Here is a 13,173-nt window from a genome sequence, read left to right as displayed (position 1 = left end):
CTGAGCCCGTAGAGGACTTTCACCTCCTAGATCAACGCCATGCTCGGCGCACAAATAGAAAAGGCTCTCGTAATGAGAGCCTTTTTAGTACTTGGCCTACTGTAGGTAAATAGATCATGATGATCTAATCCCTCCTGAGGTATGTTCACTACTCTTCTAGTTGGTAGATCACATTCACTCGATCACGAATGGTGATCGTCGAATCTTCATAAGAATTCGACTCGGTTCTCGCATCCATTGCCATTGAACGCATCAATACAGGCTGAGAAGATTGTGCGTTGTAATCTACGCGCCATACATCACCTAACTCGCGCTCAAAACCGCTCGCCAATGATTTAGCTTTTGATGTCGCATCTTTAATGGCCTCCAAGCGCGCTTGCTCCTGATACTTAGCTTGGTCACGAACCTGAAGTTGGATATTATCGATCTGGTTAATACCCTGCCCAATGGCAATATCCATGTAGTCATTTAAGTTGGCTAGCTCATTCACTTGAACGGTCACATTACGTGATGCACGGTAACCAACCAGTTCAGGTTTACCATTTTTCGGGTAATGATATTGAGGAGATAAATACAGGTTAGAGCTGTGTACATTCGCCTCATCAACACCCGCTTGATGTAGCTTATTTAGAAAGCCAGTCACCACTTTATCAACGGTATTTTTAGCCTGTTCAGCAGTCATCGTCGATTCCACGACTCTAACTGAAAATGTCGCCATGTCTGGTGTCGCGATCACTTCACCATAGCCTGTCGTTGAAATATGCGGAAAAGATGGCGAGTCAGCCAATGATGGAAAACTCACAGCACTCAATGCTGCAGTAAGAGTAAGAGACGTTGCTAACATCTTTGGTACAAACTTCATTAGGTAGACCTATGCTGAACAAATGTTCTTTTATCATAGAGCAATTTGTCACATAACCAATCCCGCGACAGGACTTCTAACACAACTTTGACGCTGCAAAAACCAACAGCTTACTGAGGTAAGTGGTTGTGGGCATAATTTAATATTGCTTGAGATATCTCTTTTAATACCCCGCTCTCTAATTGCCAATGGTGCCAATAGATTCGATAAGACAACAAAAAGCCGGGCGTAATATCAATCAAAGCACCAGACTCTAGCTCCTCGATAATCTGCAATCGAGGAATCAAACAATAGGCAACGCCCGACAATGCCAAGCGTACAAATGCTTCTGAGCTGCCGACAGTATGATTGATCACACTATCTCTCGGGACGTTAAAATGATCATGCAAAAATTTCTTATGCAGATCATCGTATTGATCATAGGAAACCGCAGGTGCTTTGCTTAAGGTGGCGTAGTTTACGCCCTCTGCAAAGTAACGCTGATGAAAGTCAGGGCTAGCCACGCACACATAATCCATCCTACCGAGATAGTCAGCACTGCAGCCAGGAATCGCTTGAGACTCCAAACTGATTGCACCGGCCACCTCACCACTTTTAATCTTCTCAATGGTTCTTGATTCACCATGAATCGCGAGGTTCAACTCAACTTGACGTGAATTCATCACATCAGATAACGCAGGAAGTAACCATGTCGCCAAGCTATCAGCATTGGTCGCAATAGACAGAGAAAGAGGTTGAGTTCCCTCTTCGTTCATCAACTCTGGGACAAGCTCGTGCTCTAACAAGCGAACACGGCGATATAAGCCCAGTAGTTTTTTACCCGCAGGCGTTGGCCTAGGCGGGCTTTCTCTCACCAAGGCTGGCTGAGCCAACCACTTTTCCAGCTGTTTGATGCGTTGAGATACCGCCGACTGGGAGATATATAACTGCTCAGCAGCCCTTTCGAAGCTACGTTGTTTTACTACAGCATCCAGTGCTTCAATCCATTTATAATCCAATCCGCGCATCAATTTGCTTCCTTTTTAAGCTAACTCATCACCACATTAGCAACTCTAATAATGGATTAAAATCATTAATTATACTTATTTAAAGGGTCAGAGTATCTTCGCCATATAGCACGTAAATATCGTTAAATAAGTGGAGGTTAAAATGAGTTTTTGGGTTTTATTACAAGGTTTTGGTCTAGGGGCAAGTATGATTATCCCTATTGGCGCTCAGAATGCGTACGTCCTAAATCAAGGGATAAAACGCAATCATCATTTAACGACAGCAACGATTTGTAGCCTGCTCGATACTCTGTTTATCTCATTAGGCATTTTTGGCGGCGGAGCGATCTTGTCGCAAAATGAATTACTGCTTACCTCAGTGACACTAGGTGGCATCGCTTTTCTGACTGTGTATGGTTTGCTCTCACTACGCAGTGCATTCAAAGTACGCACCAGTGATGAGTCGAAAGGTGAGATATTAGCGCGTGGCAAGCGCACCGTTATTTTAGGGGCATTGGCAGTAACAGTATTAAACCCACATCTCTATTTGGATACCGTGGTAATTCTTGGATCCATTGGTGGGCAATTTGAAGGCAACGACAGAATTGCATTTGCTATGGGGACTATATTGGCTTCGTTCGTCTGGTTCTATTCTTTGTCATTAGGCGCTGCAAAACTAGGCCCGACGCTATCTAAACCTAAGGTTAAGAAAGGCATTGATATCGCAGTCGCAACCATGATGTTCGCCATAGCAACGGTGCTTACCGATGGACTTATTGAGCAATACTGGTAAATCTATTTAGCTTCATGAAACCAACAAAAAAGGCGGATAACCTAAGTTATCCGCCTTTCCTTATAAAAGCTTATAGTTATAAAAACTAACTAGGAATTAAGCTTCTACTTTATTCATGTGTACATCCATTTGCGGGAATGGAATTTCGATACCCTCGTTATCCAAGCCTTCTTTGATTGCTTGCATCAGGTCGAAATAAACATTCCAGTAGTCAGCAGTGCTAACCCATGGACGAACAACGAAGTTAACTGAAGAATCAGCAAGCGTATGAACACCAACTTGAACGCCAGGTTCTTTCAGTACACGCTCATCAGATTCACAGATCTTAGTCAGTAGCGCTTTTGTCTTCTGAAGATCAGCGTTGTAAGAAACACCAATCATTAGATCAATACGGCGCGTCGCATGACGAGAATAGTTTGTGATTGGGCTGCCGATAACGCTACCGTTAGGTACTACAACCATTTTGTTGTCTGGCGTTGTTAGAACCGTTTGGAAGATTTGAATAGAATCAACTGAACCTGCCACACCACCAATTTCCACATAGTCACCAGACTTAAATGGACGGAATGCAACGATAAGTACACCAGCAGCAAAGTTAGATAGTGAGCCTTGTAGTGCAAGACCAACGGCTAAACCAGCCGCACCAATAACAGCAACTACAGATGCCGTTTGAACACCTAAACGACCAAGTGCAGCAATTAAAACAATCACAAACAACAAGTAACGAACTAAACCATGGACGAACTCCACAACTGCTCGGTCCATTTTCTTCTTCTGAAGAACCTTAGACACGCTATTCGCTACTGCTTTAACAATAAGGTTACCAATAAATAGAATTATCAGTGCTGAAATGATATTTACGCCATATTGGATAAATAAATCTGAATTATTTGTTAACCACTGCTCTGCTTGAGACAAACCATCCACAAGTGGAGTCTCAATCGCTGTCGAACTATCAGCCATAATGTGCATCCTCTATATAATATGCTATGGGCTAAACTGCCTTAAGCCTCATTTACTCTGCAATATAATAAACAGTGTAATTACCGTTAAGTCATTGTGTTAAAAGTAAATTAAAGCCAAGTCCTTTTTATAAACTGAACCAAGTTCAGTTTTTCGGCACGATATCCTATCTTTGACAGATTGCAAAGTCATATTTATGTAAGCTTTTGAATTATTAAAACTTACCGATAAACACAAATACCGATAACTAAAAGACTACGAAATTTATTCACCGCACGCTAGGTTTTTCACATATTTAGTACAAGTTTTTATCAGATATAAAAAAACCCGCTCAATGAGCGGGTTTTTAAAACTTAAAGAGTACTTAATTCAAAGAATTATAGTACGTCTACAGCGTTAAGGTCAGCAAATGCTTTCTCTAGACGAGCAACCATTGAAGCTTGACCAGCACGTAGCCATACGCGTGGATCGTAGTACTTCTTGTTTGGAGCAGCTTCGCCAGTTGGGTTGCCGATTTGACCTTGTAGGAAATCGAAGTTGTCAGCAGAGTACTGACGGATACCGTCCCAAGTTGCCCACTGTGTATCAGTATCGATGTTCATTTTGATAACACCGTAGCCGATAGACTCTTGGATTTCTGCTTCAGAAGAACCAGAACCACCGTGGAATACGAAGTTTAGAGCGTTAGGTGCGATACCGAACTTCTCTGCACAGTATGCTTGAGAGTCACGTAGGATAGTTGGAGTAAGTACAACGTTACCAGCTTGGTAAACACCGTGTACGTTACCGAAAGATGCAGCGATAGTGAAACGTGGGCTAACAGCCATTAGTTTCTCGTAAGCGTATGCTACGTCTTCTGGAGAAGTGTAAAGCTCAGATGCGTCCATATCAGAGTTATCAACGCCGTCTTCTTCACCACCAGTACAACCAAGTTCGATCTCGATTGTCATGTTCATTTTAGCCATGCGCTCTAGGTACTTAGCACATGTTTCGATGTTCTCTTCTAGAGACTCTTCAGAAAGGTCTAGCATGTGAGAAGAGAATAGAGGCTTACCAGTTTGTGCGAAGAACTCTTCACCAGCGTCTAGTAGACCGTCGATCCATGGAAGAAGTTTCTTAGCAGCGTGGTCAGTGTGCAGGATAACTGGAACACCGTAAGCTTCAGCTACAGCGTGTACGTATTTTGCACCAGCTACAGCGCCAAGAACTTGTGCGCCTTGACCTTCAAGTTTAACGCCTTTACCTGCGAAGAATGCAGCGCCGCCGTTAGAGAACTGAACAACTACTGGAGCTTTAACTTTAGCAGCTGCTTCTAGTACTGCGTTTACAGAGTCAGTACCAACAACGTTTACAGCAGGAAGAGCAAATTTGTTTTCTTTTGCTACTTCAAATACTTTCTGTACGTCATCGCCAGAAATCACACCAGGTTTTACAAAATCGAAGATCTTAGACATGGAAATAGTCCTATTTATTCTATCGTTTTAAGATTAAAAAACTTAAGTTTAAAAACTTGCAATCGTTTGCTCACAACTTATGCCATTCTAGCAAAAAAGTGTGATATGCAGCAAACGTTAAAAGGCGAGATTCACATCTCGCCTTTCTAAATCAATTATGCTTTAGCACGCTCTTCAAGCATTGCTACTGCAGGAAGTACTTTACCTTCAACGAATTCAAGGAAAGCGCCACCGCCAGTAGAGATGTAAGAAACGTCAGCTTTGATACCGAACTTATCGATAGCTGCTAGCGTGTCACCACCACCTGCTACAGAGAAACCTGCAGACTCAGCGATTGCTTTAGAGATACCAGCTGTACCCGCTTCGAAGTTCTTGAATTCGAATACGCCTACAGGGCCGTTCCAAAGGATTGTTTTCGCGTTGCCGATGATTTCAGCTAGTGCCGCAGTTGAATCTGGACCAAGGTCGAAGATCATGTCGTCGTCTTGAACTTCAGAAACGTGCTTGATTTCAGCTTCTGCGTTTTCGTCGAATGCTTTAGCACATGCAACGTCAGTTGCTACTGGGATAGCACACTCTTTCATTAGCTTTTGAGCCGTTTCAACTAGGTCAGCTTCGTATAGAGACTTACCTACGTTGTGGCCTTCAGCAGCGATGAATGTGTTCGCGATACCACCACCAACAACAAGCTGGTCAGCAATTTTAGAAAGAGATTCTAGAACGGTTAGTTTAGTAGAAACTTTAGAACCACCAACAATAGCCACTAGTGGGCGAGCTGGGTTGTCCATTGCTTTACCAAGCGCTTCAAGCTCAGCAGCTAGAAGAGGGCCAGCACATGCTACAGGAGCGTAAGTACCAACGCCGTGTGTAGAAGCTTGAGCACGGTGAGCTGTACCGAATGCGTCCATCACGAAGATGTCACATAGCGCAGCGTACTGCTTAGAAAGTGCTTCTTCGTTCTTCTTCTCGCCTTTGTTGAAACGAACGTTTTCAAGAACAATTAGCTCACCAGCGTTTAGCTCTAGGCCGTTTAGGTAATCTTTAGCTAGTTTAACTTCGCAATCTAGTGCGTCGTTTAGGTAGTTAACTACAGGAGCTAGAGAGAACTCTTCGTTGTATTCGCCTTCAGTAGGACGACCAAGGTGAGAAGTAACCATTACCTTTGCGCCAGCTTCTAGGCAAAGTTTGATAGTTGGTAGAGATGCAAGGATACGTGCATCTGAAGTTACTTTACCGTCTTTTACTGGTACGTTTAGGTCAGCACGGATAAATACGCGTTTACCTGCAAGTTCCAGGTCAGTCATCTTGATCACAGACATGATTTGTCCTCTCAAATTTAAATAAATATAAAGTTTTGGAAACTCAGCAACCCTGCTAAGCCTATAAATTATTCAACTGGTAATTCTTTCACTACTAATAATATGTGGACTCTTAGTATTTATTTCAAGCTAAAAAATAAATAATCCGCACATTTGCTTCTAGGTCTTACTTCTTGCCTTCAGAAGCTTGCATTGCAAGAACCGTATCCAGCATTCGGTTCGCAAAGCCCCATTCATTATCACACCACACTAGCATTTTAACTAAGTGGCCGTTGCTCACTCGCGTTTGTGAACCATCAACGATTGCGCTATGGGGATCGTGATTAAAGTCGATGGAAACGAGCGGCGCTTCAGTATAGTCAACTATATTGTGTAATGTACACTGGGATGCATTAACAATGGTTTGATTTACGTCATTAACTTTCACATTTGCATTAATTGTGACACTTAAATCCATCGCTGTTACGTTTACCGTCGGCACACGCACAGATATAGCTTCAAATTTGTTGGAAAATTTCGGGAAGATTCTTTCAATACCTTTATGCAACTTGGTATCGACAGGAATGATCGATTGGCTTGCTGCTCGAGTACGACGCAAATCGCTGTGGTACGCATCGATAACTTGTTGATCATTCATTGAAGAGTGAATAGTCGTAATCGTACCGGACTCAATGCCAAAGGCGTCATCAAGAACCTTAATGATAGGGACAATACAGTTGGTGGTGCATGAACCATTGGAAACGATTCGGTGGTCCGCTTCGATGGTATCGTGGTTCACACCATAGATAATGGTGTTGTCGAGGTCATTGGCTCCGGGGTGAGAAAACAGTACCTTTTTCGCCCCTGCAGCAATGTGCGCGAGGCCGTCATCTCGGCAACCATAAACACCGGTACAATCGAGAACGATATCCACCTCAAGGTCACGCCAAGGCAGCAGCTCAATATCAGCAAGATGTAAGATACGAATGGTATCAAACTCACCCTTGTCTTCAGCACCAATGCCATGATGGACATAAATGTGCTCTTGATCGTTAGAGATTTTCTTACCGAAGCGGCCGTGACTGGTGTCGTACTGCAATAGGTGAGCCATAGCGTCAGGCTGAGCAAGCTCATTGACAGCTACTACTTTGATTTGTTGGCTTTTGCCACTTTCATAGACAGCGCGTAATACATTACGCCCTATTCGTCCAAATCCATTTATCGCGACTTTTAGCATAGTTCCGTACATCTAACCAAAATTTCGTGCAACAGATGATAACTGAATCCTACCCAAAAGGCATTACTTGAATAACTCAGCTTGTTCATGACAGATTGATCTGTTGCTTATAGAGATGAGTCTAGGAGAAACAAATCCCAGAGACAAAAAACCGAGCTCGGCGCTCGGTTTTTTTATTCATTTCATTGTTAGCACTAAGCTAGCAATCAATGATTAAGCAAGAAGCTCTTTCGCGGTGTTTACTACGTTTTCAGTCGTAAAGCCGAACATCTTGAATAGTTCGCCTGCTGGTGCAGATTCGCCGAACGTTGTCATACCGATGATCTTGCCACCAAAACCAACGTACTTGTACCAGAAGTCAGCGATGCCAGCTTCTACTGCAATACGTGCTGTAACGTCAGATGGAAGTACAGACTCACGATACTCAGCATCTTGCTTGTCGAACGCGTCAGTTGCAGGCATAGATACTACGCGTACTGCTTTACCTTCAGCGGTTAGGTGTGCAGCAGCTTCAACTGCAAGCTCAACTTCAGAACCAGTTGCAATGATAATTAGCTCTGGCTTGCCTTCACAATCTTTCAGGATGTAACCACCCTTAGCGATGTTAGCTACTTGCTCAGCGTTACGATCTTGTTGTGCAAGGTTTTGACGAGAGAAGATTAAAGATGAAGGACCATCTTTACGCTCAATAGCCAGTTTCCAAGCCACTGCTGATTCAACTTGGTCACATGGACGCCATGTGCTCATGTTTGGCGTTAGACGTAGAGATGCGATCTGCTCAACCGGTTGGTGAGTAGGACCATCTTCGCCTAGGCCGATAGAGTCGTGCGTGTAAACTTGGATGTTCTGAACTTTCATCAGAGCAGCCATACGCATTGCATTACGCGCGTATTCCATGAACATTAGGAACGTTGCGCCGTATGGTACGAAACCACCGTGCAGAGCGATACCGTTCATGATAGCCGTCATACCGAATTCACGTACACCGTAGTGGATGTAGTTACCAGAGAAGTCAGTCGCTTCAAGAGACTTAGAACCAGACCACATAGTTAGGTTAGAAGGTGCAAGGTCAGCAGAGCCACCCATGAATTCTGGAAGCATTTGACCAAACGCTTCTAGTGCGTTTTGAGATGCTTTACGTGAAGCGATGTTTGCTGGGTTAGCTTGAAGATCAGCAATGATTGCGTTTGCTTTCTCTTCCCACTCAGCTGGAAGTTCGCCGTTAGTACGACGTTTGAATTCTGCTGCTAGCTCAGGGTAAGCCGCTGCGTATGCGTCAAACTTAGCATTCCACGCTGCTTCTTTCGCTGCGCCTGCTTCTTTTGCATTCCACTCAGCTGCGATATCCGCTGGGATTTCGAAAGGACCGTGTTCCCAACCCAGTGCCGCTTTAGTTGCTGTGATTTCATCAGCGCCTAGTGGAGCACCGTGACAGTCGTGCGTACCTGCTTTGTTTGGAGAACCAAAACCGATGATAGTTTTAGTACAGATAAGAGTTGGACGAGGGTCTGCTTTAGCCGCTTCAATTGCTGCGTTGATAGCGTCAGAGTCGTGACCATCTACCGCTGGGATTACATGCCAGCCGTAAGCTTCAAAACGCTTAGGTGTATCGTCAGAGAACCAACCTTCAACTTCACCATCGATAGAGATGCCGTTGTCATCCCAGAAAGCAACCAGCTTACCAAGACCTAGCGTACCTGCTAGAGAACATGCTTCGTGAGAGATACCTTCCATCAGACAGCCATCACCCATGAATGCATAAGTGTAGTGGTCTACGATGTCGTGGCCTTCTTTGTTGAACTGTGCCGCCAGTGCTTTCTCAGCCATTGCCATACCAACAGCGTTAGTGATGCCTTGACCTAGAGGACCAGTCGTTGTTTCGATACCAGGAGCGTAACCGTACTCAGGGTGACCTGGAGTCTTAGAGTGCAGTTGACGGAAGTTTTTCAGGTCTTCAATTGAAAGCTCGTAACCTGCAAGGTGAAGCAGAGAATAAATCAACATTGAACCATGGCCGTTAGACAGAATAAAACGGTCGCGGTCAGCCCATTCTGGGTTTGCTGGGTTGTGGTTCAAGTGGCCACGCCAAAGAACCTCAGCGATGTCAGCCATGCCCATAGGTGCGCCTGGGTGGCCTGAATTTGCTTGTTGAACACCGTCCATGCTAAGTGCGCGGATTGCATTGGCTAGATCTTTACGAGAAGGCATGTCTGCTCCTGGATACATAAGCGATTTAAAAAAGAGATAATTGCTAAAGTTTTCATTTTTATTAGCGCGGGTATTCTCTCAAACGACTATTGCGACTGCAAACGTTTTACTGGCATTTTAACGGTCATTTTTCGCAATTTTCGAACATTTACATCACTTAGCAGTGGCTTATCTCGATCGATACGCAAACGATTAGTTATGACATATCATAAAAAAGAGCTTGTAATTCGACCGCTGGAATTTAGAATAGCCGTCTAGATGTAGAAACACCTACAAAATATACTGTATTTAATGGCGGCGCTTCCTAGCTTGCGACGCCATAAACTATTTACACCAAAAACTTAAAAGTGGAGCTCTCATGGCTAAGCACCTATTCACTTCTGAATCTGTTTCAGAAGGTCATCCAGATAAAATTGCAGACCAAATCTCTGATGCTGTTCTTGATGCCATCTTGGAACAAGATCCAAAAGCACGTGTTGCTTGTGAGACTTACGTTAAAACCGGCATGGTTATGGTTGGCGGTGAAGTGACAACGTCTGCATGGGTTGATATCGAAGAAATCACTCGTGAAACAGTACGTGAAATTGGTTACGTTCATTCTGATATGGGCTTTGACGCTGACTCTTGTGCTGTTCTAAACACAATTGGTAAGCAGTCTCCAGACATCAACCAAGGTGTTGATAAAGAAGACCCTAAAGAGCAAGGCGCAGGCGACCAAGGTATCATGTTTGGTTACGCGACTAACGAAACTCCTATCCTAATGCCAGCTCCAATTACTTACTCTCACCTTCTTGTTAAGAAGCAAGCTGAAGTACGTAAGAGCGGCAAACTTGACTTCCTTCGCCCAGATGCGAAATCTCAAGTTACGTTCCAATACGACCAAGGTAAGATCGTTGGTATCGATGCTGTTGTTCTTTCTACTCAACACTGTGATTCAGTAACAACGCCTGACCTACGCGAAGCAGTAATGGAAGAAATCATCAAGCCAGTACTTCCTGCTGAGTGGATCAACAAAGATACTAACTTCTTCATCAACCCAACAGGCCGTTTCGTAATCGGTGGCCCAATGGGTGACTGTGGTTTAACTGGTCGTAAGATCATCGTTGATACCTACGGCGGCGCAGCTCGTCACGGTGGCGGTGCATTCTCAGGTAAAGATCCATCAAAAGTTGACCGTTCTGCAGCTTACGCGGCTCGTTACGTTGCGAAAAACATCGTTGCTGCTGGCATGGCTGATCGTTGTGAGATTCAACTGTCTTACGCTATTGGTGTTGCTGATCCAACATCTATCATGGTTGAAACGTTCGGTACTGAGAAAGTAGCGCACGAAATCATCATTGAAGCAGTTCGTCAAAACTTCGACCTACGTCCATACGGCCTTCAAGAGATGCTGAACCTTCTTCAGCCTATCTACAAGCAAACTGCTGCATACGGCCACTTCGGTCGTGAAGAGTTCCCTTGGGAAGCGACTGACAAAGCAGCAATCCTTGCGGACTTCGCTGGCCTAAAATAATTTAGCCACTGCGATTTGTTTCTTTAAAGCCCTTACTGCTTAGTAAGGGCTTTATTTTTATGTACTTACCGAACTTTCACTCACAATACCCTTCTCCAACGCCCTTCTTTACCGTTAACCACTTAGTATAAAAAGCCGCTGATAATTTGTGTTTTCTAGCACTACTGACAATAGTTAAGGTAACTCCTAGGCGATCAAGCTCACATTTAACTTAAATTAATTCAGTCTGATAACGCTCGTTAAATGCACGCTAGAACAATAACTGGGATGACAAAGAGCAATTTAGCTCAAACACCATAACTCTCACACAAGCCATATCGATGAGCCTTATGGAATTATAACTAGGACGTTATTTAACTAGGGGGATCTATGCCTCGTACCGCGCACCCATCCGAACTGAACGATAAAAAACACAAGGTCAGCGATAAGGATTACGCTCGCACCATTCCTTGCAACCAAATCAGTATTTCCGCACCCTTTCATTGGTTGTCGCTTGCTCTGCATGACTTAGTAAGAATGCCATTAATCAGCGCATTTTACGGATTGTGCTTTATGGGAGCAGCAATTGCGATTGTTCAACTTGTCCAATGGCAAGGAACACACTTAGTCGTGATGCCAAGCCTGATCGTGTACATGCTGATAGGGCCGTTTCTTGCCCTAGGCTTGTATGACGCAGCTTGGGAAAGAGAAAAAGGCCATAACGCCAGCCTACTCCACTCAATGAAAGCCATCACTCGCAACTCCACCCACCAATGGGCCTTTGCGATTGTGTTGATGGTTGCGATGATATTCTGGATGCGTATCGCTGCGTTATTGCACGCGCTCTACCCTTCAGTGCAAGGCGCACCATTGGCTGAGTTCGCTCCCTTCTTAATTACGGGTTCTGTGATTGGTTTTGTTATCGCAAGCCTCATATTTAGCATCTCAGCATTTTCAATTCCGTTAATGATGGAGAGACGCGTTGATGTGATGAGCGCAATTTTCACTAGCTTTAATGCCGTGAAATCGAACATTCCTGCAATGGTGGTTTGGGCAAGTATTATTTGTGCCGGTATTCTGGTGGGTTTTGCCACCTACGGCATCGGAATGATCGTCACCATGCCGCTACTTGGTTATGGTACATGGCACGCTTATCACGAGATCATTAAGAAAAAACATCACGTGTAAAGCATCGCTAGATCAAAAAGCAATGTTATGATGAGGCCTTGGCTTAAACGCTGAGGTCTTTTATTTGGAGTTAACAACGTTTGTCTTACACCCCGCAACAACATCGAGCAAATAAGAAATTGGCCGAGTGCCTAGCTATCGCAAATCAACATTTCTCTCGTGAATTTCCACACCCAACTATCACCTTCAAGTTAAGAGGTAAAGCAGCGGGAAAGGCCTACCTTCAGCTCAACGAAATTAAGCTCAACCACGTACTATTTTCTGAAAATGAAGACGCCTTCATCAACGAAGTTGTGCCGCATGAGCTAGCACACCTAATCACGCATCAGGTTTTCGGACGTGTTAGGCCTCACGGAAACGAGTGGAAATACGTGATGGAAAAGGTATTCAACGTTCCAGCCAAAACAACTCACAGCTTTGAAATAGCTTCAGTTCAAGGGAAAACCTTTGAATATCGATGTGAGTGCACCACTTACCCATTATCAATCAGACGACACAATAAAGTGCTTCGAAATCAATCGACCTATCGCTGCCAGCTGTGCTATCAAACCTTATCCTTCACAGGCACACAGCTCAGCTAAAGTCCTAGACTCGCACCTATTCGATTTGGTAACCCCATCCTTTTTATTTCAGAAAGCAACACTCGATTAAGTTGATGATAGAAATGTAATGGAGAAACTCATCCTTTGAGT

At 44.1% G+C, this 13,173-nt stretch carries 11 protein-coding genes; 4 read left to right on the top strand and 7 right to left on the bottom strand.

Translation table 11 applies throughout. The annotated features are described in order from the left end of the window. Positions 1-148: 148 nt before the first annotated feature. Positions 149-862: an oxidative stress defense protein gene (locus tag AB6E52_RS19755; protein ID WP_004735362.1), complete on the bottom strand. Its 714-nt coding sequence runs from the start codon at positions 860-862 to the stop codon at positions 149-151. Between the two features lie 110 nt (positions 863-972). Then, positions 973-1,869, bottom strand: a complete 897-nt coding sequence (locus AB6E52_RS19750; RefSeq protein ID WP_102321476.1) for a LysR family transcriptional regulator ArgP — start codon at positions 1,867-1,869, stop codon at positions 973-975. Positions 1,870-2,011: 142 nt separating this feature from the next. Between AB6E52_RS19750 and AB6E52_RS19745 the strand changes: the two genes are divergently transcribed. Then, entirely contained in the window at positions 2,012-2,641 is a 630-nt protein-coding gene (locus AB6E52_RS19745; protein ID WP_017059061.1) for a LysE/ArgO family amino acid transporter, read from the top strand. 96 nt (positions 2,642-2,737) lie between these two features. On the opposite strand, the gene mscS is transcribed toward AB6E52_RS19745, so the two are convergent. From mscS to tkt, 5 genes are all read right to left on the bottom strand, one after another. Next, positions 2,738-3,604, bottom strand: coding sequence for a small-conductance mechanosensitive channel MscS (gene mscS / locus AB6E52_RS19740; protein ID WP_017063201.1), 867 nt, complete (start codon positions 3,602-3,604; stop codon positions 2,738-2,740). Between the two features lie 377 nt (positions 3,605-3,981). Then, positions 3,982-5,058 (bottom strand): class II fructose-bisphosphate aldolase, encoded by a 1,077-nt coding sequence (gene fbaA / locus AB6E52_RS19735; RefSeq protein WP_010435694.1) that lies wholly within the window; start codon positions 5,056-5,058, stop codon positions 3,982-3,984. A 155-nt stretch (positions 5,059-5,213) separates the two neighbouring features. Then, on the bottom strand, positions 5,214-6,377 hold the full coding sequence (locus AB6E52_RS19730) for a phosphoglycerate kinase (protein ID WP_102321475.1): 1,164 nt from the start codon (positions 6,375-6,377) through the stop codon (positions 5,214-5,216). 166 nt (positions 6,378-6,543) lie between these two features. Beyond that, a complete protein-coding gene (gene epd / locus AB6E52_RS19725; protein ID WP_065675480.1) occupies positions 6,544-7,593 on the bottom strand; it encodes an erythrose-4-phosphate dehydrogenase in 1,050 nt (349 codons plus the stop codon). Between the two features lie 213 nt (positions 7,594-7,806). Beyond that, positions 7,807-9,801 carry a transketolase gene (tkt, locus tag AB6E52_RS19720; protein WP_102321474.1) on the bottom strand — a complete coding sequence of 665 codons (1,995 nt, stop codon included), beginning with the start codon at positions 9,799-9,801 and terminating at the stop codon, positions 7,807-7,809. Positions 9,802-10,159: 358 nt separating this feature from the next. Between tkt and metK the strand changes: the two genes are divergently transcribed. From metK to AB6E52_RS19705, 3 genes are all read left to right on the top strand, one after another. Continuing rightward, positions 10,160-11,314: a methionine adenosyltransferase gene (metK, locus tag AB6E52_RS19715; RefSeq protein ID WP_017062234.1), complete on the top strand. Its 1,155-nt coding sequence runs from the start codon at positions 10,160-10,162 to the stop codon at positions 11,312-11,314. 369 nt (positions 11,315-11,683) lie between these two features. Further along, the gene (locus AB6E52_RS19710; RefSeq protein ID WP_017067802.1) at positions 11,684-12,481 is read left to right on the top strand and encodes a DUF2189 domain-containing protein; all 798 of its coding nucleotides are present in this window, start codon (positions 11,684-11,686) and stop codon (positions 12,479-12,481) included. A gap of 80 nt (positions 12,482-12,561) precedes the next feature. Further along, on the top strand, positions 12,562-13,062 hold the full coding sequence (locus AB6E52_RS19705; RefSeq protein ID WP_102321473.1) for a SprT family zinc-dependent metalloprotease: 501 nt from the start codon (positions 12,562-12,564) through the stop codon (positions 13,060-13,062). Positions 13,063-13,173: the final 111 nt, after the last annotated feature.

The sequence above is a fragment of the Vibrio sp. 10N.247.311.13 genome, from assembly GCF_041467595.1.
Lineage (GTDB): Bacteria > Pseudomonadota > Gammaproteobacteria > Enterobacterales > Vibrionaceae > Vibrio > Vibrio crassostreae_C.
Note: the sequence above shows the minus strand (reverse complement) of the source record. Positions and strands in the feature narration are given on the sequence as shown.

Coding starts and splice junctions, on each gene's coding strand:
- AB6E52_RS19710 (WP_017067802.1), top strand. CDS start 11,684: ATGCCTCGTACCGCGCACCCATCCGAACTGAACGATAAAAAACACAAG.
- AB6E52_RS19730 (WP_102321475.1), bottom strand. CDS start 6,377: ATGTCTGTGATCAAGATGACTGACCTGGAACTTGCAGGTAAACGCGTA.
- AB6E52_RS19755 (WP_004735362.1), bottom strand. CDS start 862: ATGAAGTTTGTACCAAAGATGTTAGCAACGTCTCTTACTCTTACTGCA.
- fbaA (WP_010435694.1), bottom strand. CDS start 5,058: ATGTCTAAGATCTTCGATTTTGTAAAACCTGGTGTGATTTCTGGCGAT.
- epd (WP_065675480.1), bottom strand. CDS start 7,593: ATGCTAAAAGTCGCGATAAATGGATTTGGACGAATAGGGCGTAATGTA.
- AB6E52_RS19750 (WP_102321476.1), bottom strand. CDS start 1,869: ATGCGCGGATTGGATTATAAATGGATTGAAGCACTGGATGCTGTAGTA.
- AB6E52_RS19745 (WP_017059061.1), top strand. CDS start 2,012: ATGAGTTTTTGGGTTTTATTACAAGGTTTTGGTCTAGGGGCAAGTATG.
- metK (WP_017062234.1), top strand. CDS start 10,160: ATGGCTAAGCACCTATTCACTTCTGAATCTGTTTCAGAAGGTCATCCA.
- tkt (WP_102321474.1), bottom strand. CDS start 9,801: ATGCCTTCTCGTAAAGATCTAGCCAATGCAATCCGCGCACTTAGCATG.
- mscS (WP_017063201.1), bottom strand. CDS start 3,604: ATGGCTGATAGTTCGACAGCGATTGAGACTCCACTTGTGGATGGTTTG.